Below are 25,988 nucleotides of genomic sequence, written 5' to 3' on the forward strand. Positions count from 1 at the left end.
GCTCTCACCAGCGCTCTTCGGCAAGATATGAGTTATTCAGCAGCTCTCTGAGCTGACTCCATTGAGGAAGGTGTTGATTCAGAAGACTGATGAAACGGTCGTTGTGATGCCGTTCATGCAAATGGGCCAGCTCATGCACCAGGATGTACTCGAGGCATTGCACGGGCTTCTTGGCCAGTTCCAGGTTGAGCCAAATGCGCTGGGCTTCGATGTTGCAGGTGCCCCACTTGGTCTTCATGCGCTTGATGCCCCAGGCGCGCACTTCAACCCCTAGCTTCGGTTGCCATTTTTCCAGCAGCTCCGGCACCAAGCGCTTCAACTCTGCACGATAGAAGTCCTGAATCACCTGCTCGCGCCGCTCGACGGTGGTCTCCGGGCGTACGAAAAGATCCATGCATGCCTTACCGCGCAGCGCTATATGCAGTGCTGTACCACTGGTCTCATGCACACGTAGGCGATACCGCTGGCCCAGGAAGTAATGGCTCTCGCCACTAACCATGCGTCGCTCGGATTGCCGGGGCTGGGCCTGAAACTTCGCCTGCTGGCGTTTGATCCAGCCAAGCTTACCTACGACTGCCTGGCGCACTGCTTCGTCATCTACCGCCAACGGAGCTGCCACACGCACACGTCCCTGTGGCGGATAAACACCTAGGTGCAAGTTCTTGATCGGCTTGCGCACGACTTCCACGGCCAAGCCGCTGACCGTGATCTTTCGGGACTCAGTACTCATGTTGATGCTTGACCAGTTCCAGCAAGGCATCTAGCCGTTCGTTCTCCTGTCCTGCCAAATATTCACCCCTGGTATCAGCTATGCCGCTGCCGCATTGATCCAGAGCCCCCTTGATTGCTAGGCGCACGCGTTTAATCTTCATTGCATTGCCGCGCCAGTCATCCTGTCGGCTGTCCAGTACGGCTGCATCCACGGCCAGTGCTAGGCCCGTATGCTGTCCGAGGTTGTCATACAGTGCCTTGCGGGCCGGGGTATTGATTGAACCGGGATAGTTGGTCGAGCTGGTGGGGTTCTTGGCCTGCTGAGCCAGCTTCACCACCTCATCCAGATATTCCTGGTAGCTGATGGCATCTTCCTTGCGCTTGACGATCAACGCATCCAGCAGCGAAGACATGGTCTCGTAGTATTTTGGGTTGATCGGCGACTCATCGATGATCAGCTTACGCACGTTGTTCTCGATGGTCTCGGCCACAGCTTCCTGACTTTCACGGATGCCCTTGGGCAGCGCGTCTACAGCTCCGACACCGCGCTCCACGATCAGCTGGATCAGCGACATATCGTCGAAGGCAGAGATTTTCTCGCTCTCATCGGCACGGATGTAGGTGTCGATCAAGAAGCGCATGTCCGGCTCGTAGGCCTTCAAGTCGATGTAATCGCCACTGGCCAGCTTCACCTCGTCGCGCACTTTGGTGAAGTGATCGACCTCATCCTTGATCTCGGTGATTTCCCTGGCGTTATAGCCTGCCTCTTCCAGCTCGTTGGCCAGGTTGCCGAAGCAGCGAATCAGCGCGGAGGTCATCTTGTACAGGTTCAGTCGCTTCGGCTCGTTGGTCTTGAGCACTTCGGCGTTACCTGAGTCGGTGCCGCAGAAGAAGCGGATATAGGCAGGCGTGTCCTTGGGTTTCTCAACCGGCTCGCACAGAGCCTTGATCGCCTCGCGGGCCTCCTCCAGGTCTTCCTGGGCTTTGCTCAGCCGGTCTTCCAGCAGGCCTGCCACATCGGCTTTGTCGTAGCCGTCCAGTGCGCCGCTGGTGTAGTCGCCGATGGCACCCTCCAGCTGCTTGAACAAGTCCTTGTAGTCGATGATGTAGCCATACTGCTTGTCCTCACCGTCCAGGCGGTTGACCCGGCAGATGGCCTGGAACAGACCGTGGTCGCGCATCTGCTTGTCGATGTAAAGGTAGGTGGCTGAAGGTGCATCGAATCCGGTCAGCAGCTTGTCCACCACGATGAGCAGACGCATCTGCCCCGGCTCCTTGATGAAGCGCTGCTTCACTTCCTTCTCGAAGGTTTCCGGGTCTTTGTCGCCCAGCATCTGGTTGTAGATTTCGTACTGGCGCAGCTTCTCGGTCAACCCCTCTCCGGTGGCCTCGCCCTTGATATCCGCTGGCGAAGGCTTGTAGCTGGTGACGATGGCGCACTTGTCGCCCATTCCGGCCTTGCAGAACAGCTCATAGCACTTACAGGCTTCGAAGATACTGCTGGTGACCAGCATCGCATTACCCCGGCCATCAGCCAGGCGGTGCTTGGTAGCCATGTCCATCAGAATGTCAGCGACGATCTTCTCCAGTCGCGACTGGCTCGACAGCACTTTCTGCATCGTGCCCCAGCGCTGTTTGAGTTGGGCCTTGGCCAGGTCGTTCAGCCCCTTGGTCTTGGCCTCGAACCACTGATCGATCTTCTGCTGCGAGGTGATGTTCTGATCGATGTCGCGGGCTTCGTAGCGCAGGTCGAGTACCACACCATCTGCAACGGCTTCATTGAATTTGTAGGTGTGGATGTAGCGGCCAAACACCTCGATGCTCTTCTGCTTGTCGGCCTTGAGCAGCGGCGTGCCGGTGAAACCGATAAACACGGCATTGGGCAGGATGGCCTTCATCGCCTTGTGAAGCTCGCCGGACTGGGTGCGGTGGCACTCGTCGACGAACACATAGAGATCGCCCTTGGCGCGGAAGTCCGGCGGCAGGCTCTTGCGCAGCTCCTCAACAAAGTCTTCGACATCGGCATCCTCGCGGGCCCCGAATTTGTGGATCAGCGAGCACAGCAACCAGGGCGATGGTTGGTTGAGCTTGTCGATCAAGTCGGCACCGCTGGTGGTGCGCACGATCTGCTCATTGACGCCGGTAAACACCTTCTCGATCTGCTCATCCAACTCGGTACGGTCGGTGATGATCAGCACACGCGAGTCCTGGATGTTTTCCCGAATCCACTTGGTCAGCCAGACCATGGTCAGGGATTTTCCCGAACCCTGAGTGTGCCAGATGATTCCGCCCTCGCGCCGACGCAGATAGCGCTGCGCCTCGCGGATGCCGAAGTATTGATTGTGCCGGCAGAGCTTTTTCACCCCGCTATCGAACACGATGTAGTCGTGAATCAGCTCCAGAAAGCGTGCCTTGTTGCACAGCTGAAGCAGATGCCGATCCAGCAGATTGTCGGCAGCTGCGCTGTCCGCGTTTTCCTCTTTCCAGGTGAGGTAGTACTTCTCGCCGGTCTGGATAGTGCCGTAGCGCAGGCCCTGGGAATCGTTGCCGGCCATCACATACTGCATGGTGGAGAAGAATGGCTGGATAAACTCGGCCTTCTGGTTATCCAAGTTCTGCCGGATGCCTTCGTTCACCGCCACCTTGGAGCGCTTGAGCTCCAACACGCCCAGCGCAATGCCATTTACATAGAGCACGATATCCGGGCGCTTGGTATGGGCCTTGGCATCAGCGCCCTTGATGGTGACTTCCTCGGCAATCGCGAAGTGGTTGCGCTCAAGATGCTTCCAGTCGATCAGCCACACAGTCTGGGTGTTTTCACCGACCTCGGGCTTGATCTTCACCCCGTAGCGCAGCAGCTCGTACACCGCCTTGTTGCGGTCATACAGGCCCTTGCTGGCGTCATTGGCGGCCTTGTTCAGCTCGAAGATGGCCCGGCTTGCCAGATTAGTCTCTACGCCTTGGTCAATCAGCCAGCCACGCAGCAGTTCCGCTTCGATATTGGCGTTGTTAAGGCGCTCAGCCCAATCGCCCAGGTACTCATAGCCCAGTGCCTGCTGAAACAGCTTGGCCACGCGTTGCTGGGTCTTTTTTTCGATCTGGCCGACTGTAGTCATTAACATCGTTCCTTGAAAACTCGTGGCGTTATTTAGCAGCTTCGTGTTCTTGAGTAGCTAGAATTTTTTCTTCCATCCACTCCCGAATATCGGATATGTAGTCATCCCATGCGGCTGACTTTGATGCGAGATCTACTATTTTTGAAAGACCGGTATTTCTCTCTAGGCCAATCCGAAAGATAATATCGTTCAAAAAACCATGATCATTGTCTACTGCAAAAATATCTTTAGCTGCATCAATTATTTCGTTAAAGTCTTCATGCTCGCCATGTGGAATTTTGATAATTAATTGATGAATGAACCTCTCCGGGCTAACTGCATTTGGAAGCCTGAATTGAAAAATCTTAGATAGAGCTTTTGTTCTGTTGCCTTCTGCGACGGGGTCATCCCCAGCAATAACTTTTCTTAACCTGTCTTCTTTTTCTTGAGTTTCGCGATAAACGTCGCCATCCAATAGGAAAGCAGAGTTTTCACAATTATTTCCACAGGTCAGCAGCCCTCCAACAACAGTAAAGCAGTTTATAGCAGCGCCGTATCTCTGTATTGAGACATGTCTCGCCCCTCTATAGCTAGACGCAATTTTCTTAACTATCGCAGATGCCAAATCATCCTCAACGAACACCTCGATAGGCTTTGGCTGAGAGCCGGTAAGCCGATTTATTGCATCAGGTTTCGTTTCATTGAAGCATAATGATTTTTCAGCGACTCGCACTATGTGCCGTATATTAATTACCCCTTCAAGCTCCAGTACACTTTCCCTGTGTGTTGTAAATATTACCTGTAGATTTTTATCTTTTGCACGCTCATTTATGACACTGATAAGTTTTTTCATGGCTGAGTCATGCAAAAGGAGATCTAGCTCATCAATAAGAAGTAGCGAGTTCTTCGGCGCTCTATATAAACGTTCAAGTATGTAAAATATTTTTTGCTCGCCAGCACTCATGCTTATAGCTGAATATCTTAATGCATCTACTTCAACGCCAATAAAGGTTTTCCCAGAAGCCGTGTGTATGTTGTATTTTGAATATTCACGATTGAGAATCGTCGACGCTTTACTCAGTATTGTCTCAATTACTTCCTCGGTAACCGCTTTGGTTGAGTAATTTATTTTTGCGTTCTTTTTCTCGGACTCAATCATTGGTACGCACTTATCTATTCCAATATAGAATACGTCGCGTTTTGGACGATTTGCATATCTAGGAGTCCAGCGTACATTGGTTTTCTTGTAAGCTCTTACCGCACGGTCATGCATAGTCGCGTCGTCGCGATAACTGTGGACTATTTCGAGTTTACTTCCATTCCATAGTGCGTCTGTATTGGGCAGAAAAAAAGAGCTGAACTTATAATCTTCACCTTGTCCGTTCGGCTCAAATGCACATGCTAGCGCATGCAAAATAGTTGATTTCCCATTACCGTTCGGCCCAAGAATCGCAGTGACAGGCGCGCCATCAAATGATATTTCGAGATCATTGAGGTTCTTAAGATTTTGTACAACCAGTTTATGTATTACTTGTTGCGATATGGCCACGTGAATTCTCTTTTATAACTTTACCGATCAATGAGGCTCGCTAAGCAAGTCTTATACGACCTGACAATAGCTCCTGCATCATGCCCTGCTTAAGCTGGCGAGCCTTATCGCGGCGGGATTCGAGGGCAGCGAGTTCGGCGTCCATATCGGAGAGGGTAGAGGCGACGGCGATTTGCTCACCCACATCAGGGATTGTTAACTCCAAGGCTCTCAATTCTTTTGTGTTGATACTGGCTTGGCTCACAGCTTGTTTTGCTAAAGTTCTAGCAATGCGTCTTATAGTTTCGGAGCTGAGCAGAAAGAACAGGAAATCACTATCAATATTTGAATTGGGTCTAAGCAGAATAAGGTTCATTCCGTGATAAAGCGGTTTGCAGTCGGAGTAGCGTGCGACTTTTCCAATATGATCAATGCTATTAATATGGCTATATAAAATGTCGCCGTGCTGAATTTTATACGACTCGATTTCTGGGCTTGGTTTGGCATGGCCAATACGATTCCAGTTAATAGTGCCATCTGAGATAGTTTCAATTCTGGTAATGGGTACGCCGTTTTTTTCGTCAGGCGTATAAACACAACCATTTGCCATGCGCGAAACTAAATCCCCCAGCCGCGCCACCCCCCACCCCCCACTAAACCCCGGCAGGCGGCGTTGGCCGGTGAGGAGTTGTTGCATGGCGGCTTGCTGGATGTCGCGTTTTTTTGCGATGAGCCGATCAATCTCAGTGAGTAGCACATCGACGTCCGAGAGGGCGCTGGCGATGGCGCGTTGTTCCTCCAGCATTGGTAAGGGAAACTTTATCTGGGAAAGTACGTTTCCACTGAGAGATGGAAGAGCTGTGGTACTGACAAGATCGCTGAGGCGAGTATGTATCAGTCGATGATGCACGTAACGATAATCTGCTTTTTTATCGTCCAGCTCAAACGCCGTCATGTTGTTATCCAGACAGCTCGGCTGAGCAAGAATCCGCTTGCGCTCCAAAAATATTGCCGCACCGACTTTCGCGAAAACGATGCTGTTTTCTGCAAAAATGGTAGCTCCAAGCGTCTTTCTGGTGATGTCACTGATGTAGTTATTGGCGACGAACATCCTGGTCTCGTTGCCCTCGTTGTTCATATCGGAAACTTTGAAGAATGGGTAGGTGCCCGTTACCTCCCCTTGGAATTTCAGTGGAAATCCATTCCCCCCACGAAATCGACCAATCTGTCCCGCAGTGACTAGATCCCACTCATCCGGAATCACCCCGACCTCGGTCATCTTGTAACCCGGTTTTATTTCCATGCTCATACCGCAAACCCCATCTTCATCAGATGCGCATTCACCTTGACCGCCAGCGCCTCCACCTCGGCATTTAGCGCCGGTAGTGGCGTGGCATAGCGCTCGGCTAGTTGGCGGATACGACCAGTGAGGGCCTGGGAAACCCGATCCAGTTCGGTTTGCACATCGGCTTGCAGGGTGGCCAGCCATTTGTTGTCCACTACCAGATTTTTCAATTCGGCCTCACTGAGCTGGGCGTAGTGGGCCAGCACTTTGGCATCCAGCATCTTCTGCGCGGCTTTGACCTTTTTGCTGGCTTCGGCCTCGCGCTGGATCAGTTCCAAGCATTGCTCCAGTGCCTGGCGTTCTTCGTCGGCGTCACGCTCGTGCTTGATGGCCTTGAGGCGCGCCTTGACGCTGGCAGCAGTGAGCTTGCCCTTGTCGGTCTTGCCTTCAGCCAGTGGGCCATCTTCACCGCCCTGCTCCTCGTCCAGCTCTTCCAGCTCGCGGCTGATGGCATCACGTTTGGCTTCCAGCTCGGTGATGGCGGCGGCTTCGGCGGCGTAGTAGCGGCGCACAATCAATTCGGGCGGCAGCAGATCGGTATTGGGGTCGCCCTGGCTAGAGCCGCTGGCAATTAGCGGCTTCCATCCATCGATCACCAGTTGGTAGACATCATCCTGCAAGGTGGCATACCAATAGTCCTGAAGGTGCTGGTAGACGTCGTAGGCATTCAGCAGCGGCGCGGCCTCGAAGCGGTGCAGCAAGTCTTCAGCCAGTTGCTTGAGCAGCGCCTTGGGCTGGTCGCCAATGGCGATGCCGGTTAGGTTCGGGCGGTGTTCGTCACGCCAGGCCTCGAACAAACCCGCCACAGTATGGCGGAAGGCGTCGAACTCGGGATGGCCGAAGATGGTTGGCTTGATCTCGCTAATGGAGACCCTCAGGCTGAGGTATCCAGGGCGCAGTGGCTCGAACAGCGCGCCGCGCAGGTTCGGCATTACCCCCCAGTAGGCCTGAAGGGCGTCGATATCTCGCTCGGGAATGCCGCCATGCAGGTGGGCTTCAATGTCCTGAAGATCCTCAGCTTCGCTGGTGTCGATATAGCGCGGGATATTCAGGTTGAAGTCGTTGGCCTCGATCTCGGCCATGGGCACCAGTCGTGCGAATTTCTCCACTTCAAGCTGCTGGGTGAAGGTATCGACGATCTTGTGGATGTCTTGTTCACGCAGGCGGTTTTTGTTGCCGTCCTTGATAAAGCCCTTGCTGGCATCGATCAGGAACAGGCCCTTGCGCCCGGCACTGCCTTCCTTGTCCAGCACGATGATGCAGGCAGGAATTCCGGTGCCGTAGAACAGGTTGGCTGGCAGGCCGATGATGCCCTGGATGTAACCCTGCTGGAGGATGCGCTTGCGGATTGCGGCCTCGGCACCGCCCCGGAAAAGTACACCGTGGGGCAGAATCACCGCCGCCTTGCCGGTGCTCTTCAGCGAGGTGAGCATGTGCAAGAGGAAGGCATAGTCGCCGTTCTTCTCGGGCGGAATTCCGTAGCTGAAACGGTTGTACTCATCCTCCGCCGGGTTGAAGCCATTGCTCCAAGCCTTGGTGGAGAACGGAGGGTTGGCGACGATAAAGTCGAACAGCTTGAGGTAGCCCAGCCGGTCTTTGAAATGGGGTGCGGACAGGGTGTTGTCCTTCCAGATCTCCGCCGTAGGGCAGTCGTGCAGGATCATGTTCATCTTGGCTAGGGCGCTGGTCGCGTTGTCCATTTCCTGCCCGTAGATGGCCAGATCCAGCCCTGTGGCGCTCTTTGCTTCGTCGTGGGCCTTGAGCAGCAGCGATCCTGAACCGCAGGTCGGGTCATAGATGCTCTGCTTGCTGTCGGTAGCGCCTGCCAGGCCGATGACCTGGGCAATGATCCGCGACACTTCTGCGGGGGTGTAGAACTGCCCCTTGCTCTTACCGGACTCAGTGGCGAAGTGGCGCATCAGGTATTCGTAGGCATCGCCAAGGATGTCGTCGCCCTGGGCACGGTTGCCTTTGAAGTTGAGTGCCGGGGTGTTGAAGATGCTGACCAGGTTGGACAGACGGTCTACCATCTCCTTGCCCTTACCGAGTTTCTCCTGGTCGTTGAAGTCGGCTACGTCGATGACGCCGGTGAGGTTGTTCGCCTCGGCTAGACGGGAGATGATCTGGTTGATCTTGTCGCCGATCTCCTTGTCGCCCTTGAGCGCCACCATGTCAGCAAAGCTGCCGCCGGGGGGTACTTCGATCAGGGAATGGGGGTTGCCGGCGTACTTATCCGAAACGTACTTCACGAACAGCAGCACCAGAACGTAGTCCTTGTACTGCGAGGCATCCATCCCGCCACGCAGCTCGTCGCAGGATTTCCAGAGGGAGGAATAGAGTTCGGATTTTTTTATGGCCATGTGTTTCTTAGTGTCCTTTACGTATGCCGCTAGTTTAGTGAGGTTTGATTCGGCTTTTAAAGCGGCCAGAATGCTTTGGTGAGCTCTGCTTGTTGAAAGCGCAAGCTCTCAATTTCCGCTTCGATGCGGGCCTCGTTATCGAATGCCTGAACCATGGCGTGCATGGTCTGCAAAGGAGGCACTGGAATATCAATGTTCTTAAGGGTCGAAAGCTGAATGGAGGGGATGCTTGCCCCCACTGCTGCTTGACTCAGCAGGCCCTGTCCAACGGCGGATCGCAGGAATATCAGCAGCGCTTTGGGAGGGTATTGATCGGGGAATCTGCTGCGCAAGACCACTAATGATTGCCCTGCGATCCAGCGGTTCTGGCCAGGCGGCGGGACGTCGCTAGCTATGCCTGCCTTGCCTACGACACCTTTGAAAGTCATTAGAATGTCGTCAGGCTTGATGAAGTAACTGTCTGCCTTGGGCGATTGCAGGTCGAACAACGCTTCTTTGCTGGCACTGCGGATATAGCCGAACGATGGAATGTCTTGGGCCAGTACCTCGTTGACCTCTGCACCCTCTGAGGCAGTGTTGTGTTGCCTGGGACGAAGGATTTCAAAGAAGTCCCCCAGCTTGCGCAGTGGGTAGCGCTTCAGGGCGTTGCTAAGCTTCTGTGCAGACTCATCCTGGACGTAGCGACTCGCCTCAAGGCTGTAGTCGCTTGCTTCAATCTCTTTAGCCGCCACATTCCTGGCAAATGGGGAGGCATCTTCGCTCGCTACTAGTTGAAGCAGTGCATCGATGTCCTTCAGATCCACACGCCGTTTGCCAGATGTCTCCTTGAACGCTTCATGGTTGGCATTTACAAAACGGATCGACTGGCTGCGACTCTTGCCGTCCAAGACCAGGATACTTACAGGGATTGATGTACCGCTGCACAGCCCACCTGGTAGCGCGATCACTGCGCGGACATGGCCAAGACTGACCAGATCTTCGCGCAGCTGCCGCTCGACCCCCTTTCCGAATAGCACAGAGCCTTGAACTGTCATAACAACTAGGCCTTGTGTTTGGGCGAGCAGGTGACGGATTTGCAGCACGTTGCCGACCTGGGTCTTTTCGGTGAAACGCTCCCAAAGATCGTCATTGCAGATTTCGTTTGGGTACTTCACGCCCATCGGCGGGAAGCACATGGCCGTATCGAACTGAACCAGTTTGCCTTGTTTGATAGCTCTTGGAGACTTCACCGGGTCGGTTACATGCAGCTCCCAGTTCGTCCCCCCCACCAGGTTGAGCATCTGAGCGCAGGTATGTGGCACTTGCGACTCAACCCAGAGGTTTGCTCCGGTGCGAGCAACGCGGGCAGCCAATTGGCCAGAGGTTTCCCATGGTATGTAGATTTTTTGGGTTTGGTCGACATGGGCAAGAGACACCATCAGCTCACAAAGGCTAGGTGAGTAGCTGACGGACTCACCGCGCGACTCGATACTCCAATGCGCTGCGTCGTCTAGCAGCAGCGTGTCGATTAAGCCTTGAGTGCCTAGCAAGCGGATTTTCTGGATTAAAGCAGAAAGGTCGCTGGCCCCGTGAAGCCCTTGCCATGCACCTTCATCTAAGAATGGGTGGCGAGTGTATTGCTGTGCGCTCCGGAGAGCCTCCAGCTGTGCTGAGGTGCTCTGCTCGCACAGCGCCTCGAAATGCAGATGTTCTGGTAGAACCAGCTCTTTGGAGAGCTTCCACCAACACAGCAGTTGTAGGACTAGGGACAGAGCATTGGAGGGGGCTGCGCCAGTTCCTCGAATGGTGTCGAGCAGTTGCCAGAGGACTTTATCGTTCATGGTTTTTCCGTGTTGTCCGAGGGCGTATTCGTTCAGTGACGCTGGGAGCAGTTGTAGGTTGTGATCAGAGCATCACCGTCGGCGACTACTACCACTCCACCTTTATCGCTAATTTTCATCAGCAAACGGCGCTCGTTATCCAGAGCCGCTATGCGCTGTTTCGCTTCCTTCTTGCCGAACACGACTTTGTCCTTCTCCTGAGAGCCATGTGCCAGAACGTATTCGACCATATCGAGTGAGATCCCGCGCTGGGATTGGCGTGCCTTGCAGTGATGTGTGGTGTGCATGGCGTTCTGCTCCATGGAGTGATGAACATGGGGCTACATTAGGCGAAAGCTTTTCATGCGTCAAGTAAGTAATTAATGCTTAAAATACGCATGAGCTCTGTTTTTGGTTGGGTCGACTGCTTGAGGCGCTTGCAGGCCGGGTGCATGCGCAGCTCCGTTAACAGCTACTCAGAATTTGACTACTCCAGGAACGCCATCTATAACAATTTCCTAGCCTAATCTCGGATTAGGCAAAAACTCTAGCTAATGGAGCATGACGATGGATGAACTGAACAAGTTGGGAGAGCTGCTGTACGGCCCTGGAGAAGCAATGCAGGGAACGGAAATGAGCGTCGAAGACGCGATTGAGTTTGTGCAGGAGCGATATCCCTCGCGACCTTTTTGCTTAGTGCGGGATTGGATATGGATCGACCTGGAGCTACCAGACAGGTTGATTCAGGAGGTGCAGAATGATCAACAACAGCCGGTTCTGCTTTATGCACACAATGTCGTACATGACTATGCTGAGCGTTTTCCAGCACCAGGAAGCTATGTTCGCACGACTCTGCTTGTGTCATTTTCGGAGGGGTTTATCTTTCAGACGCGTAACACTGTGTATGTGTTGCTTGGAACCGGTAAGCGCAAGCGAGCCAAGCCTGAGGTGTTGAGGGGGCTGTTTTGATACAGGGAGGTGCTTTCACGAAAGTGCTTTTCTGCACCCAGTGCATTTTTATGCTGGTATCTCCAACCAATGAAGGAGCTATACCATGAGCAATCGCAACCATCACGCAAACCAATCCAACCCGAACAACCCTGCGCACCAAGCAGCGCGGGACAACCGGAGTAACCAACTCAACCCGAATAACCCCGCCTATCGCAGCAGCCGTCAAGGCGGAAAACAAGGACGTTGATACGCTAGTGTGGCTGGGGCTACGCACCCCGGCCACTAAGGAGATTTGAATGGCCAGAAAAGCTCTGCCTGATGGCGTGATTGGGACGCTGCAGCGTCTGTTCGGGCATGACGATGACAGGAGCTTGCTTACTAAGCTGGCCGGCACGCTTCCCCTTAAACGCCATGTTCTCGAGCCTGGATCCAACGTTTCTAAGCGCTCCATGCACTGTGACAACCTGATCAAGAACATGCTTGCGCTAGACACCGTTTTTAACAGCCAGGAGTTTGTCTGCAAGCTTGCGAATGGAGAGGCCAAGCCAGCTGAGATCAGTGAAAAAATTCAGGCGGCCAAGGCGAGATTAGAGAAAAAGATGCAAGCCTATGCCTATTGGGTAGACCGCATTGACTCGCTGGAAGAAGTCCTTACAAGCGCCACTGGCTTCGAAGAGTTTGCTTTGGAGGATCGTCTAAGCATAGACGTTCGAGGTCGTTCGCTTGATACCGGAAGCCCCTACGCCTTGAGGGCTGTCCGCTTGCTAGAGCAGGTGGAGGAGCGTGGCCGCAATTCGTTGCTGAATGCCGATCAGCTAAACGAAAAGGCATGGGCGCTCTACCGTTTGGGTGTGCATGAGCAGGCCGTTGAGCTAGTTCAGCAAGCCGTTGAGATAGAACCTGCGCACGCTGAGGCTTGGCTTTTACAAGCTCTACATAGTCTCACGCAGAAGCGCTCTGCGCAGAGAGAGAGGGCGCTATACGAGTTTGAGAAAGAGCAAGCAGAACCGCTATCAGGTCATGAGTATTGGGCCGATGAAATGCGTGATGCGGCTGAAGATCGTATGGGGGCAGCGCTAGAACGGCACCGTCATGTTGTCTTTCATGCACTAAAAAACTGGCCGATGACACAAGATAGTGGCACCAAGCGATATCGGTATCGCGATCAGTACGAGGAGGTTCGGGCTTCTTGTATTGACTGGCTGTTTGCACTGACCGCGCCGAATACGCGCTGTTTATCCACAGTGCCTGACTGGATGTGTGGGCGCTTGCGGTTCTGACACTTTATTCCAGTGGATCTGATCCGCTCGCGCTGGAGGTTCTGATCCACCCATTCCAGTGATTGTGATCCATCATGCTGATGATTCTGACCCACCCCTCAAGCGCTAAACTATCCACTCCCCCTTTCTCGTAGGTCGCCGCAATTGATTGAAGAAGGCAGCCAGAATATTTATACCGATCTCGGCTGCGCCGATGCTGACGCAATGCAACGCAAAGCCAAGCTCGTCGTGCGTATCGGTGATGCTATTTCTGCCAGGGCTCTGGGACTGGATCAGGCGTCGGTAGTGACGGGCACTGAGGTATATTGCCTGGAGGCCTGGCTAAAGGGGAATTTCAGACATGCCGATGAGGCCGTACTGCATGCCTGCTTACGCCACCTTGATATGCATCCTCACTGACTCGGTGTTTTTCGCGTGCGCGAAAATAACGAAGAGGGCATCGCCCCCTTCGTTGTTGATCATCACGCCTTGGCAGCCTGCTTACGCAAGGACTCGCCTTTGAGCCCGATACGGTGCGAGCGGTGGACGATGCGATCCAGGATGGCCTCGGCCAGCGTGGCGTCGTTGAACATGCTGTGCCAGTGCTCCGTGGGGAACTGGCTGGTGATGATCAGCGAGCCGGTCTGCATGCGCTGATCGACAATATCCAGCAAGGTATACCCCACCGTGGGCTCCACCGGAGCCAGCCCGAAGTCATCGAGGATCAACAAGTGGACTTTGCTCAAGGCCGTTCGGTACTTGGGCAGGGAGCCGTCGCCAATGGCGATTTGCATCTCTTCATAGAGTTTTGAGGCGCTTTTGTAGATCACCGAGTAGCCCTGTCGGCACGCCTGGCTGCCAAATGCGCAGGCGAGCCAACTCTTGCCTGTGCCGGTGGCTCCGGTCAGCAGCAGGTTCTGTTGCTGACCAATCCAGGAGCATCCTGTCAGACCTGCGATCACTTGCTTATCCAGACCGCGACTGCTGCGGTAATCCACATCCTCCAGGTGCGCGGCATAGCGCAGCTTCGCCTGCTTCAGTAGGCGAGACAGCTTGCGGTTCTCGCGTTCGCTGAGTTCACGATCCACCATCAGGCCCAAGCGGTCATCAAAAGGCAATTCCTGCATGCGTGGTTGTTCAAGCTGGTCGCGGTAGGCCTTGGCCATACCGGACAGTTGCAGTTGCTGGAGCTTGCTTTGGGTCTGCTGGTTCAGCATGTCGAATGATCCTTTTCATCGGCAAAGTAATGGGCACCGCGCAGGTTTTCGTGAGCGGCTGTCGAGCTGGGTAGGGATTTCAGGCCAGGACGTTTGTCGGGCAGCTCGCGCAAGATGGATTGCAGGCTTTTCAGGGCGAAGGTCTTGATGGTCAGCGCATAGGCACAGGCCTCCTCCAGTCGTGCATCGCCATGTATACGGGCTTCCTTGCGCAAGGCGTTGGCGGCCTTATGTCCATTGGCCACATCGGTTCGCTCGGTCAGGTGATAGTGCAGATGGCGCAGTAGTGCAGGCCCGACCCGCTCACCCCAGGCGAGCAATGCGGCGGGCTCACTGTCAGCGTAATACTGGTGGTTCGGCGGCCTGTGCTCCGGCTGCACGCTGATGCCGGAAACATACTGCCGGGCATGACTGCTGACGCGCAGATGATTGTGAAAGACCTCCACGATCTCGCCCGTAGCGCGTACATCCACTTGCTGCTGTATCAATCGGCTCGGCACGGAATAGTGGTGGTTGTCGTACTCCACCAGGTAGTCGCTGCGCACTCGCACCTTGAAGCGCCAATCGGCATGCTCGTAGGCGTGGATCGGCAGCGGCTGGAGCGCGGGCTGCTCCACCTCGACGAATAGGCTATGCCGACTGCTGCCAGGCTGGCGTTTGAACGGGCGTTGATTGAATGCCGGCAGCAACTCCAGGATGGCCTGATTGAGTTCTGCCAAGCTGAAGAAACGGCGGTGGCGTAGGGCTGCCAGCAGCCAGCGTTGAACCAGCTTCACCCCGGCCTCCACTTTGCCTTTGTCTTTGGGTCTACGCGGGCGGGCCGGCAGGATAATGGCCTGGTAATGGTGGGCCAGTTGCTGATAGATCAGGTTGAGCTGGACTTCATCCTTGCCGTGCTTGATCACCGCTGCCTTGAGGTTGTCGGGAACCAGTAGGCGGGGCACCCCCGCGAAGAAGTTGAAGGCCTGCACGTGGCAGTGCATCCAGTCTTCAATCCGCTGACTCCACACGGCACAGGCGAAGGTGTAGCTGGAGTAGCCCAGCACGCCGACAAAGATTTGTGCCAGACGAGGTTCCGATTGGCCGTCCAGATAGATCGGCATGGTCTTGCCGGAGAAGTCCAAGAACAGCTTGTCGCCAGGTTGATGCAGCTGACGCATTGCCAATGGTTGCTGCTGCACAAAGCTGCGATAGCTGGCCGTGAACTGTGAATAGGCGATGCCGTCTGGCTCGGTAGTCCGCCACTCACGCCATACCGGTCGATCTTCGGGCGTTCGCGGGTGATCCACTTCATGCAGCACCTCCTGCCTATCGGGATAGGCTCCGGGTGGGCTGGCGAGCGCTGTGCCAGCCAGAAAAACCATCGATCAAGTAGCGCGCATCCAGACCCATGGCCTCCAGTGTGGCGGCGTGCCCTGGCTGATTTCATGCCCCTTGGCGCAATAGAGAATCACTGGCCTGTCCCGTGGAACCTGATCCTTCCAGGTGAATACTTCCTCGGGATCGCGCCAGTGTGCACCGGGGATTTCTGTGGCATCGGCAAGTCGCACGCTGGTGCGACGCACATCCAACAGAGTGAACATCCGATCTGCTGCCTGCCATTCCGCCAGTTCGCATATCGAGATTCGGCTCATTTCCCACCTCTCAGTTTTGCAGCAGGTGCACAGCCAGACCTACCAGCGCACAGGCCGCCAGCACCTGGATGACGCCGCGCTTGAAGCGGAACAAAGCGATGGCCGCTGCCAACGCGATCAGCGCCGATGGCCAATCGAAATGACCGTTGAAGCCTTGCGGCCAGAGCACGTGGTAACCGAAGAACAGTGCCAGGTTGAGGATCACCCCGACCACGGCGGCGGTGATGGCCGTCAGCGGTGCGGTGAACTTAAGTTCGTTGTGAGTCGACTCCACCAACGGGCCGCCTGCGAGAATGAAAAGGAAGGACGGTAAGAAGGTGAACCAAGTGACCAGGCTGGCCGCCACGGCTCCAGCCAGGAAGGCCTGATCGGCACCGAATACCTGTTGCACATACCCACCGACGAAACCGACAAAGGCCACCACCATGATCAGCGGCCCCGGCGTGGTCTCGCCCAAGGCCAAGCCATCGATCATCTGCGTCGGGCTCAGCCAGCCGTAGTGGCCGACTGCACCTTGGTAGACATAGGGCAGCACTGCATAGGCACCGCCAAAGGTCAGCAACGCGGCCTTGGTGAAGAACCAGCCCATCTGGGTCAACGTGCCTTCCCAACCGAACAGGGCGGTCAACAAGCCCATGGGCAAGGCCCACAGTGCCGCACCAATGACGGCCAGCACGAGCAGGCGCGGCCAGCGAAAGCGCGCATGTTCCGGTGTCGGGGTGTCGTCATCGATCAGCGCAGAGCCGAAGGATTGCTTGGCCGCACCGTGGCCGCCACCGACACTGAATTTCTGCGGGGCAAATCGCCCGCCGAAATAGCCGATCACGGCGGCACCCAACACGATCAGCGGGAACGGTAGGTTCAACGCGAAAATGGCGACGAAGGAGGCGGCGGCAATCGCCCACAACCAGTTGTTCTTCAATGCACGGGAGCCGATGCGGTGGGCGGCCTGCACCACGATGGCGGTCACTGCGGGTTTGATCCCGTAGAACAACCCAGCCACCACCGGCACTTCGCCGAAGGCGATATAGACCCACGACAGCGCGATCAGGATGAATAGCGAGGGCAGTACGAACACTACCCCGGCAATCACCCCGCCCCAGGTACGGTGCATCAGCCAGCCGATATAGGTGGCCAACTGCTGTGCCTCCGGGCCGGGCAACAGCATGCAGTAGTTCAGGGCATGCAGAAAACGCCGTTCGGAGATCCAGCGCCGGCGCTCTACCAGCTCCTGGTGCATGATCGAAATCTGCCCGGCCGGGCCACCGAAACTGATGAAGCCAAGCTTCAGCCAGAAAGCGAAGGCCTGCCAGAAGCTGACCGGCTGCGGTGCGTGCGTCAGTGTTTCCGCGTTCTGCGCGGCTGTTTGCGTCACGTCGAGGGTACTCCTTTGTCGAAACTGGCCAGCAATCCGTCAAAAATGGCGGAAGCGGCGGTCAGCAATTGATCGTCTTGAGTCAGGGTTTCGCGCAGTCCGGCTAGCACGCTCTCGATACCGGCGGCCTCGGGCGGCTGCACGCCGCCCACGTCGAGGTAATGCACAAGTAAACCCAGCCGTGCGATAGCGGGCTGCTCCAGGCCGAAGCTTGCCGCCAACACCTCGAAGGTGACGCGACTGCCGACATGACTGAAGGTCGCGCCGTCGAAGTCGAAACCCAGCGCATCGGCCGGACAATCCCCGGGACTGGCCAGCCACAGAATCCTGGCCTGTGGGTCGATAAAACGGCGGATTAGCCAGGCACTGGCCAAGCGATCCACCCATGGCCGCTGGCGGGTCGCCCAGGTGCGCTCCTGGTAGTCGGATGAATGCAGCCGCGCGATGACACCGGCCATGGCGTGCGGCTCATCCGGGGACAGGGCCCGGGCGCAGGCTAGCTCCAGCTCCTGCAAGGCTTTATCCGTTTGCTGTTGTGCCTCATCAGGGAAAAAGTCGATTTCGACCAGGCTGGCGAAAGCTTTGCGGAGCTTGCGTACCTGCTTGAGCGTGTCCTGCACGGTATCGGCAGTCAGCACATTCCGCACTTGTACGACTTCACCCAGCACGGCCGCATAGTCTTCGCCGCGATCAAACAGGTCGGTAAAGTTCGCTCCCTCAGGCTCTTCGACGCGCAGCACATGGGCTGCCCCACCAGCGTCCCGTACATCTGAGGCCAAACCATCCAGGGTGGCGCGACAGTCCTCGCGCTCAGGCATCAGATAGACACCATCACGCAGCACTGCCGCCCCGGAGGCTTTCAGCGAGCGCCAAGCCCGTTGCCGAGCAGTAGCATTCTCGGTGGGCAAGGAAAGGATGAGTGCTAGCAGCTTCATATTGTAGAGATATATTCATTTATGAATGAGTCTCTACATATTAATCTGAGACGAAAGAGACCGCAAGCGTTTGCGGCGCACCTACCGGCTTTCGGGGCGGGTCAGAATCATCAGCGGTGTGGATCACAACCACTGGAATGGGTGGGATAGAACCTCCAGCATGGACGGGTCACAATCGCTGGAACTGGGTGTCAGCATCACTGGAATACACAGGATGCGGGCAAACGAAGACTCAGGCAGGTCGCCCATACCATCATGGCGAGACGATTCTGAGGTGCACTACGTTAGATGGATGGGAGAGCGAGGCAGCCCATCGGGCCTATCGGATCTGGAGATCGAAGTAGCGAAAGCCATTGCTGCAGAGTGGGATGCAGTAGCCCATAAACATCCGTTCTCCCCGGAAATCTATTTTTACTCCATGGGAAATTGGCTCTCGCCTTCACGAGACTACCAGCTGTTGAAATTGCTGCATGTTTGCTCTGTGCTGAAGCTGCAGGGCTACGGGGCAATGCGCGAGCACGTTCTCCGGTGTATTAGTGAGTCTATTTCAGATGAACGCCCGTCAACCATGATCCATCAGCCGTGGCTGCTTCAGGCTCTAATACTTCATGGTTCTGCGGATGGGGTTGCCAGCCTGGAGCAACTGCTCATCTCCATGACGCAAAAGGTTGTAGATAAAGAAAAGGCGCACTTGGTCTGGCTGAAAGCAAACGTATTCAGGAAGCTCTATCACCTTGCATTTGCTAAAGCAGATTTTACGTGCTGCCTACGTGTCGCACGCGATGGGCATAGACTGGTAGACGATGTTAGCGGCGCGGCGCCTAACGAAGTCGGATTAGGTGAGATGCAGAGTAACCTGCTGACTTGTAAGCACTGGAAGTATTTGGAGCTCAGAGCCGCAATAGAGATTGCTAGTGAGTCGGATTCTGCACGCCAGTCGCTGTTGTCCGTCGAGGCCCCCGCGACCTACTTTTCCGACGAACACGATTACTGCATCCGAGAGGTAATTGACTTCGATTTTGGGGACGAATGCTACGTGACGCCATACGGTCACTCGATTATCAAGGGTGGGGATTGGATGAAGACGCTATCGGCTATTCTCGAGGCTGAAGGAGGATTTTCGAGCCAACAGGAGATTGAGGTCGCGCAACGGATAATTGCGGAGCTGGTGCCCCTAATGGAAGACCTCTCTGATCAAGAAAACGCCTTTGCAGCGTGGTCTTTGTCTGATTTCGAATAATCGGGCAGTGCCGGGCGTTGCCGTGCTCGTAGGCTCAAATTGAAAAGTCGTGAGCGATCCGAAATTTTTTGTCCCAAGCAGTGGCAGTACCTTCGTTAACGCGGTTTTGAATTTGCTCGATGATGAGGTCGTCAAAAGCACGTGCTTTCTTCAGAGACGGTTTCACAGGGCTAAACCGAAGCGGTAAAGGCAGTTGGTACGACCCGCCAGATCGCTTTGACTTCAGCTTCGGAGATAGGTGTTCTTTGGTAACCCGCCCCTGCCCTTGGACGATTCTGTTATATACCTCTAAATATTCACGCTCAAACAATGTGTGGAGCCGCAGCCCTGCTGAATCTTTGGCCAAGTAGCCAAGGTACAGCCAGTCTTGTCCGAAAACACAGGCCTGATCCTGAACTGCTATCTCTGCCAAGAGTGCCATTACCTCGGAGAGCGCCGGGAGAATGATCCATACTTTGGCCTCAATCGCGTCCGCACGGCGGGCTTTTGCGAGGTCGTATAAATCCATAGCCATCCTGAGAGGGTCTTTGGATTGACCAGCTCGTTTGCATAGAATCTGGGCATAGACCTTGCGGCCTTTGTCTAAGATCACATATCTGGGGGCTTCGTAAAGCGCTGGGTTCTGGAGTGGGAGGACGACTCCATCGTGGATGCCAAACATGTCTGAGGGATTGGAAAGCAAGCACCTATCGAGATCACCGTAAAAGCTTAGAGCCTCACGGCGGTTCTGAGCTCTGGCAATCTGCAGAGGCGAAGCGCTAGGGTTTTCTTGGCGAAGCGATTCGAGAGTTTTTGTTAAATCAGCAATCGATACGGTGTTGCTGAGAGCTTTTTCGGCTAACGAACTCGCGACGTCTGGCGATATGCGTGAAATCTTCTCAAGCGTCTCGAAGTGCACATAGCTGCAGCGTACTTGCGCTGCTGTGGCGTTTGGCAACGTCCTTCTGAGAAACCTCCCTGCCGCGACCATCCTGCCGAGTAGCTTGGGCTTCACTCCAAGCTCTGCGCCAATGCTCGTTGTGGTGGAGTCGGAACCCCGCGCGCTAAAAAGCTGTTCTGCTTTGAGGTACGTGCTGAACCAGGATGTGCTTATCGGGCGTGCCATAACTGAACCGTCGAGATGTTTAGAGTGATGCTACACTGTGAAAGCTTGACAGCGCACTAGTGATTTCCACTAATAACATAGCTGATTCTTGGAAATGGTGTCGTGGTTATGAAAACAGACAAACACAGCCCGATTTTTGCCCGAAATGTGGCGCGGCGAACCAGGAGAGCCGGTCGCGCGTATGTGATGTGCTCGCCTTTAAACGGCTCAACAGACGTGCGTTTTGAGTCGCGTCTGGAGCTGGCAGTCGCTCAGCTATTGGAGCTCGATCCACGAGTGAATGGGTACCGAGCTCAGCCCTACACGCTCTCCTTTGAGATGGAGCTGGATGGCGTTGTGAAGCGTCGATTGTATACACCTGACTTCGAGCTAGAGGTTGGTGGAATAACGGTCGTGATTGAGGTCAAGCCACAACGTTGGGTTGATGAGCATGCTGCGCTTTTTGCTAGGGCTCAGAGCGAGCTTTTGAAGTCAGGGAAGCGTTTCCTCGTTGTCACCGAGCAGAGCTTTACAGGCCACGTGCAACGCAATGTTGAGGTACTTCTGGGGTTTTATACCCAAGCAAGGGCGTGCTTGCAGGACTGGGCTGCACCGCTGCTGCTGAAAGGTGCTGATGAGCTAAGCGGACACGTGTCTCGTGTCACTCACTGCGACCTGCCAAGCAACTATGTTGCCGCTGCAGGTGTGTTGCTGGGCATCTTGCGATTTGACATGACCAATGACCTGTTCGAAACCATGGACTTTGATGTCTGGCCGACGCAAGGAGCCCTGTGCGGCTTCGAGGTGCTCTCCTATGAACAATGAGCTGAAGGTCGGTACCACTCTGTCGTGGGAAGAAGTCACTTACCGGATTAGTGCTATCAAATTGGATCTGGGTGACATCCGATTAGAGGCAAAAGGCGGGCTCGAGAAAACGCTGGATCGGCACGACTTTTTTAACAAGATTGCCTCAGGTGAAATTCAGATAGATGGATATAGACCAGTCGCTATCGAGCGGCAGTGGTCTGATCGAGAGCGCGCAGAGGCCGATATCCGTCAGGAGCTGGTGACCTATTTCAATGGCTTGCCTCGTGACAAGCCGTGGCCAGAAAAAGAGGTGTTGCTACAACGTTTTTGCGAGGCGCGTGGGCACCGATGCCCGAGCAGGAGAACGTTAAATGGCTACGTCGCTCGTTATGCGCAGCAAGGGTTTGCTGGACTAGTACCCTCGTTTAGTAGGCGTGGTGGTAGCGGTTGGAGCTCAAAGGTTGAAGCTAAAGAAGCTGCACGCGAAGCGCTGACAGAGCTTTATATGCGTGATGACAAGATCAACCTAACTCAGGCCTCGTACGCGGTTGCTGATCAACTCAAGGAGAAAGGCATCACTGATGGTAGTCGCTGCATAGGCAGAAGCACGGTGCGACGGGTGTTGCTCTCGATGCCGAAAGACCTGGTAAAGGGAGCCCGTTTAGACTCGCGGACATACAATTTGTGGAGCCGCCAAGCAGTCAAGAGCTATGAGGTAAAGCAACCTTTTGAGCGTATGGAAATCGATGCAAAAACGCTGGATTTGTATTACCTAGATGCGGAGGGAAACCGATGCACTGGCGCGACGCTTTACGCGATGGTTTGTGCACGTACCTCTTATCCTGTCGCGATTTATGTGACGCCAGGCAAGCCGAGCGAATACGGATTGCTCCAACTGCTGCAGTTTTTCTTCAGGCCAAAAGGCGAAGATTTTAAACAAGAGTTCGGCATTAAGACGGAATGGGTTCCTCCCTGTGCCGTGCGCACGATTGTGCTTGATAACGCCACTGAAAACGCGTCGGATTTGGCGCTGAACGTGGTACGTCAGCTTGGCATTCAGATTGAGTATGCGCGTATAGCCAGAGGCGATGACAAACCGCATGTTGAGTCGTTTTTTGGCGCATTGGATAAGCGCCTCATCAACCTGATGCCGGGCGCGACGCGCAGCCAGGACGCCAGAGTTGCTAACCGGCATAGTAAAGCTGAGTCAGAGGCCCGCTATACCATTGAGGACATTTATCGGTACGTCGTGCAGTACGTTGCCGACACTTATATTCATGAGCCTCGAGTGAAGCAGGGGTTTCTGTACGGTGAGCCAATGTCGATCAAAGCGGCCATGGACAGGTCGCTTGCTGCGTTCATGCCGCCTCCGCCGCCTGCCAAAGACTTGCTAGAACGGTTGGCTCTAGTACCGGGCGGCGTGCAACGGAAAGTCCAACACTACGGTATCGATTTCAAAGGCTTTCAGTTCCACAGCCATGACTTGGCGGTTCTGCTGAGAGAGCGAAGCATCAGCGAGCTGTGTATTTTGCATAACCCCGAGGATTGCCGAGAAGTCTTTGCCGTTGATCCGGACGATAAGACGTTGATCAGATTAAAAAATAAAACCGTGAACATGCCCGCCATATCGTTCGACGAGGCGGCTCGCTTGAAAGCGTCCTACAGCAGGCCCGTCGTCGATATGACCGGCCACGATTACCAAGCGGCGTACGCGAAGATGAGAGCCGCGTTTGCCTCTGATAGCCGAAAGCGTTCAATCGCAGCCAATAACCGCGCGCAGCGTCGGAAAGAAAAGGACTCGCGCCATGCTGAGCTAGCAGGGCGGGTTAGGCCAGCGAGAGTGGATGCGCTAGTTGAGGGCTTTGATGATGATGTCCCGATCAAGCCCTCCCCGCGACGGGGGAAAAAGACATGACGGGCATCGATAAACTAGACATCGAGCATGCTCGGTTTGTTGAAGCTCGGGACGCACTTCACGAAGCGCTGCTGCAATCGCAAGCGGGCAGCCCCTGGATCGTGTCTGTTTGTGGGCCGTCGCGGGTCGGGAAAACCCGAGTTATTGATTCGTGTGTTGAAGTCTATGGTGAGTGTGGAGGGCTCTCGGGGAAAGAGATTCTGCGAGTCGTTAGTCCAAAATATTTGACTGGGAGAGCACTCCCTGACGCGTGTTTGGAGAGCCTTGGCCTCAGAGCGGCTTTCTATAAAAATCAACTCCAAGCGACTCAGGCACTGGTTAAAGCCCTAGCCAGGGCTGAAACGAAGTTGATCATCTTCGACGAAACGCAGCACATGATTGAGCGAAGTGGGAGCACTTCAGTCAGGGCTGCGGGGGATTTTTTGAAGACGCTTTTCGACGAGGCACGTACAAGCATTGCTTTGGTTGGCCTCCCTGAGCTGCTACGGCTATTCGATGTCAACGAGCAGCTGCGGAACCGAGCCAGGACGCCACTCCGCTACTACCCATACAGCTATCAAGGTAAGGAGTACGTTGAGTTCCGTAGGGCCTTGGCCGGGGCGATGAGCTATTTCCTCGACATGGGCTGGGACACGTATGAGGTTGATGATCCGTGCTTTGCAAAGCGCATGTATGTGGCTTCTGCAGGCAGGTTTGGCATGGTTATCAAGATTCTTGCAGAGGTTGAACGTACCTGTTCCACAACCAAGAAGGCAACGCAGAAGCATTTTGCAAAGGCGTTCGCAGATACAGCTGGATTCGACCGACAACCTGGCAATCCATTTTCTGCAGTGGAGCCTATATCGGTTGAGCAGTTGGCCAAGGTCTACTCCTCAGTAATGCATGAAGCCGGACTGGCCGTGGGAGGTGCGAGCTTTGCTGATTTTGCCTAAACAAAACTACTCGGATGAGAGCTTGCTGGGTTATCTGGCTAGGGCCGCAGATGAGAATTATTTGGCCAGTGTCGGAGCGTTGTTAGCTCCCGTAAAACTTCGAGTAAAAGGGCACTACTCGTCCGAAGAACTCCTAGAGATGAGTCAGGGCCTAGGTCTGTCGTTGGAGCACTTACAACAGTTGGCCAAGCCTGGCTGCGTTGAGAGCACCGGGGCTGATTGGAGTCGCCTTCGCAAACAGACAGTAGCGGTATGCCCTCATTGCCTAAACGAAGAGCCCTACGTACGGAAACTTTGGCACCATGAGCTCGTGACGGCGTGTCCTGTGCATTCATCGCTGCTGGTGCACTGCTGTCCTGAGTGCGACCAGCCGATACCTATCGGAAGCGCCGGCATGATGGTCTGTCGTTGTGGCTTTGACTATAGGACGGCTGAGGTTCGCGATGCGGGTAAAGGGGATCTAGCTGTAGCAACCTTGCTTCAGGCGAATGACGAAAAAAGAAAACAGCTTCTTGGCCTTGATGCGGGCAAAAGCGTCTTGGCTGACTTTGACGGTTTTTTGATTTATCTGGGGCTTCTAGATTCTGGGATTGTGCAGAGACGTAACGCTTCGATTAGCTTCGCGATGGCACAACAGCTGAATGCCGCTGCTTACCCGTTTATTAGCGACCTTGTGGGGCATTTTGAAAAATTTGTCACTAGGAGAGTTGAGCAGGCAAATCAGCAGCAGACTACCCGCTTCATCAGCGCGTTGGGGGCTTGGTACAAACAGCTTGCCGTTCAGTTTGGGGGAGATGCTTACGCCCCGTTTCGAAAGGTCGCCTACCGAGTCGTGGTGCTAAATGCGCAAGCACCAATTAATCGAAAGTTAAAGCAGATATCCGCTGAACTGTGGGGTTTGAAGTCTGTGTATACCGTGGCCGAAGCGGCCCGCGTGCTGAACTCATGTACAGATCGCATCGTGCCTTTTGTGAAAAGTGGGTTACTGGAAGGACGCGTCGTATCTGGAGGAGCAAACGAGTTTTGTATTGTAAGCCGCGTGCAGGTTGAGCAAGAGCGGCATGCAGCTCAAGCGTTCACAGACGGCAAGGCAATCATGTCGTTGCTAGGGATATCACGGCGTGTTCTTGATCGGTTGATAGAGGCTGGCGTTATTCGTCAACTGAGCCGCGATGATAGACCTCTTTTTGCCAAAGGCGGCTATCGGATTGACGAGGTGAAGAGGTCGGTGGCCCTGGCGCTGGAAACTAACGAGCCCGCACCACCTGATGCAGAAATGTTGAGTCTAGAGGACATCAATGAGCGGCGTTACTTAAAAAAACAGGTGATAGAGCTGTATCAGCTGATCTTCCGTGGAGATCTGAAACCTGCTGCTTTGGTGACGGGCGAGCCTGGATTGCAGGCTTATCGTTTCAACAAAGCGCAGTTGGACGCCTTAGCAAAGGTCTCTCCCAGACAATTTGAGTTTTCCATTGCTGACCTTACTCGCTTGACGCCGTGGAAGCATGAAACCATCAACTCCTGGATCAAGCATGGGCACCTGAAGTGTCAGAAGCACAATGGTGGGGGTAGGCAGAGCGTATCCGTCTCTTTGTCTGATCTAATCGAATTTCTGTCGACGCATGTGGTGGTGGCCGACGCAGCCAGGCGGAAAGGTACGAAAAGCGTGTGGCTCTCGAAGTCACTAGCTGCGCGACAGGTATCGGCTATCTCTGTGCACCAAACAGCGGGCGGAGCCCAGAGGGGAGTGCTGTTCTGCACTGATGCATTGATTGATCAAGCGCTAGGTGACTAGGATGCC

At 54.8% G+C, this 25,988-nt stretch carries 22 protein-coding genes; 9 read left to right on the forward strand and 13 right to left on the reverse strand.

The genetic code is table 11. The features are described from left to right. Nucleotides 1–4 precede the first annotated feature (4 nt). From BM116_RS03030 to BM116_RS03060, 7 genes are read right to left on the reverse strand one after another with little or no spacing between them, the layout of a single operon-like run. Nucleotides 5–760 carry a M48 family metallopeptidase gene (locus BM116_RS03030; RefSeq protein WP_235846678.1) on the reverse strand — a complete coding sequence of 252 codons (756 nt, stop codon included), beginning with the start codon at nucleotides 758–760 and terminating at the stop codon, nucleotides 5–7. Then, nucleotides 720–3,827 (reverse strand): type I restriction endonuclease subunit R, encoded by a 3,108-nt coding sequence (locus tag BM116_RS03035; protein WP_083728501.1) that lies wholly within the window; start codon nucleotides 3,825–3,827, stop codon nucleotides 720–722. Before BM116_RS03035 ends, BM116_RS03030 begins: the two co-directional genes overlap by 41 nt. 28 nt (nucleotides 3,828–3,855) lie before the next feature. Then, nucleotides 3,856–5,355, reverse strand: coding sequence for an AAA family ATPase (locus BM116_RS03040; RefSeq protein WP_083728502.1), 1,500 nt, complete (start codon nucleotides 5,353–5,355; stop codon nucleotides 3,856–3,858). 40 nt (nucleotides 5,356–5,395) lie between these two features. Beyond that, a complete protein-coding gene (locus BM116_RS03045) occupies nucleotides 5,396–6,643 on the reverse strand; it encodes a restriction endonuclease subunit S (protein WP_090474975.1) in 1,248 nt (415 codons plus the stop codon). After that, nucleotides 6,640–9,039 (reverse strand): type I restriction-modification system subunit M, encoded by a 2,400-nt coding sequence (locus BM116_RS03050; protein WP_083728282.1) that lies wholly within the window; start codon nucleotides 9,037–9,039, stop codon nucleotides 6,640–6,642. The genes BM116_RS03045 and BM116_RS03050 overlap by 4 nt, the downstream gene beginning before the upstream one ends. 56 nt (nucleotides 9,040–9,095) lie before the next feature. Continuing rightward, nucleotides 9,096–10,859 carry a type I restriction-modification system subunit M/S gene (locus tag BM116_RS03055; RefSeq protein ID WP_083728283.1) on the reverse strand — a complete coding sequence of 588 codons (1,764 nt, stop codon included), beginning with the start codon at nucleotides 10,857–10,859 and terminating at the stop codon, nucleotides 9,096–9,098. Nucleotides 10,860–10,891: 32 nt separating this feature from the next. Beyond that, nucleotides 10,892–11,146, reverse strand: coding sequence for a DUF4258 domain-containing protein (locus BM116_RS03060; RefSeq protein ID WP_083728284.1), 255 nt, complete (start codon nucleotides 11,144–11,146; stop codon nucleotides 10,892–10,894). Between the two features lie 259 nt (nucleotides 11,147–11,405). Here BM116_RS03060 and BM116_RS03065 point away from each other — a divergent pair, with 259 nt between their 5' ends. The 4 genes from BM116_RS03065 (at nucleotide 11,406) to BM116_RS18625 (ending at nucleotide 13,468) form a co-directional block, all read left to right on the forward strand. Continuing rightward, the gene (locus tag BM116_RS03065) at nucleotides 11,406–11,807 is read left to right on the forward strand and encodes a DUF6957 family protein (protein ID WP_083728285.1); all 402 of its coding nucleotides are present in this window, start codon (nucleotides 11,406–11,408) and stop codon (nucleotides 11,805–11,807) included. Between the two features lie 85 nt (nucleotides 11,808–11,892). Continuing rightward, a complete protein-coding gene (locus BM116_RS18785) occupies nucleotides 11,893–12,036 on the forward strand; it encodes a hypothetical protein (protein ID WP_169847292.1) in 144 nt (47 codons plus the stop codon). A 49-nt stretch (nucleotides 12,037–12,085) separates the two neighbouring features. Continuing rightward, nucleotides 12,086–13,069: a tetratricopeptide repeat protein gene (locus BM116_RS03070; protein WP_083728286.1), complete on the forward strand. Its 984-nt coding sequence runs from the start codon at nucleotides 12,086–12,088 to the stop codon at nucleotides 13,067–13,069. A gap of 144 nt (nucleotides 13,070–13,213) precedes the next feature. Then, a complete protein-coding gene (locus BM116_RS18625; RefSeq protein ID WP_139056994.1) occupies nucleotides 13,214–13,468 on the forward strand; it encodes a helix-turn-helix domain-containing protein in 255 nt (84 codons plus the stop codon). A gap of 62 nt (nucleotides 13,469–13,530) precedes the next feature. Here BM116_RS18625 and istB read toward each other — a convergent pair whose 3' ends face one another. The 5 genes from istB to BM116_RS03095 all read right to left on the reverse strand — a co-directional run bounded on the left by istB (nucleotide 13,531) and on the right by BM116_RS03095 (nucleotide 18,209). Then, a complete protein-coding gene (istB, locus tag BM116_RS03075; RefSeq protein WP_083728287.1) occupies nucleotides 13,531–14,265 on the reverse strand; it encodes an IS21-like element helper ATPase IstB in 735 nt (244 codons plus the stop codon). Continuing rightward, complete coding sequence (gene istA, locus BM116_RS03080; RefSeq protein WP_169847293.1) at nucleotides 14,259–15,554, reverse strand: IS21 family transposase; 1,296 nt, start codon at nucleotides 15,552–15,554, stop codon at nucleotides 14,259–14,261. Before istA ends, istB begins: the two co-directional genes overlap by 7 nt. Nucleotides 15,555–15,632: 78 nt before the next feature. After that, nucleotides 15,633–15,848, reverse strand: a complete 216-nt coding sequence (locus tag BM116_RS03085) for a rhodanese-like domain-containing protein (protein ID WP_235846679.1) — start codon at nucleotides 15,846–15,848, stop codon at nucleotides 15,633–15,635. Between the two features lie 61 nt (nucleotides 15,849–15,909). After that, entirely contained in the window at nucleotides 15,910–17,241 is a 1,332-nt protein-coding gene (gene chrA / locus BM116_RS03090; RefSeq protein ID WP_235846685.1) for a chromate efflux transporter, read from the reverse strand. A 29-nt stretch (nucleotides 17,242–17,270) separates the two neighbouring features. Continuing rightward, nucleotides 17,271–18,209, reverse strand: coding sequence for a chromate resistance protein ChrB domain-containing protein (locus tag BM116_RS03095; protein WP_023100535.1), 939 nt, complete (start codon nucleotides 18,207–18,209; stop codon nucleotides 17,271–17,273). Nucleotides 18,210–18,483: 274 nt separating this feature from the next. Between BM116_RS03095 and BM116_RS03100 the strand changes: the two genes are divergently transcribed. Further along, complete coding sequence (locus tag BM116_RS03100) at nucleotides 18,484–19,449, forward strand: hypothetical protein (protein WP_139056995.1); 966 nt, start codon at nucleotides 18,484–18,486, stop codon at nucleotides 19,447–19,449. Between the two features lie 34 nt (nucleotides 19,450–19,483). Here the strand turns inward: BM116_RS03100 and BM116_RS03105 are convergent, their stop codons facing one another. Continuing rightward, nucleotides 19,484–20,554: a hypothetical protein gene (locus tag BM116_RS03105; RefSeq protein ID WP_083728291.1), complete on the reverse strand. Its 1,071-nt coding sequence runs from the start codon at nucleotides 20,552–20,554 to the stop codon at nucleotides 19,484–19,486. Between the two features lie 108 nt (nucleotides 20,555–20,662). On the opposite strand from BM116_RS03105, the gene BM116_RS03110 reads away from it, so the two are divergent. Genes BM116_RS03110 through BM116_RS03125 form a run of 4 tightly spaced genes read left to right on the forward strand, consistent with a single transcriptional unit; the run spans nucleotide 20,663 to nucleotide 25,982 of the window. After that, nucleotides 20,663–21,358, forward strand: a complete 696-nt coding sequence (locus BM116_RS03110) for a hypothetical protein (RefSeq protein WP_139056996.1) — start codon at nucleotides 20,663–20,665, stop codon at nucleotides 21,356–21,358. Continuing rightward, the gene (locus BM116_RS03115) at nucleotides 21,348–23,255 is read left to right on the forward strand and encodes a TnsB C-terminal domain-containing protein (protein ID WP_083728293.1); all 1,908 of its coding nucleotides are present in this window, start codon (nucleotides 21,348–21,350) and stop codon (nucleotides 23,253–23,255) included. The genes BM116_RS03110 and BM116_RS03115 overlap by 11 nt, the downstream gene beginning before the upstream one ends. Next, a complete protein-coding gene (locus tag BM116_RS03120) occupies nucleotides 23,252–24,187 on the forward strand; it encodes a TniB family NTP-binding protein (RefSeq protein WP_083728294.1) in 936 nt (311 codons plus the stop codon). The genes BM116_RS03115 and BM116_RS03120 overlap by 4 nt, the downstream gene beginning before the upstream one ends. Further along, the gene (locus BM116_RS03125) at nucleotides 24,138–25,982 is read left to right on the forward strand and encodes a TniQ family protein (protein ID WP_083728295.1); all 1,845 of its coding nucleotides are present in this window, start codon (nucleotides 24,138–24,140) and stop codon (nucleotides 25,980–25,982) included. Before BM116_RS03120 ends, BM116_RS03125 begins: the two co-directional genes overlap by 50 nt. Nucleotides 25,983–25,988: the final 6 nt, after the last annotated feature.

It is taken from the genome of Halopseudomonas pachastrellae (genome assembly GCF_900114765.1).
Classification (GTDB): domain Bacteria; phylum Pseudomonadota; class Gammaproteobacteria; order Pseudomonadales; family Pseudomonadaceae; genus Halopseudomonas; species Halopseudomonas pachastrellae.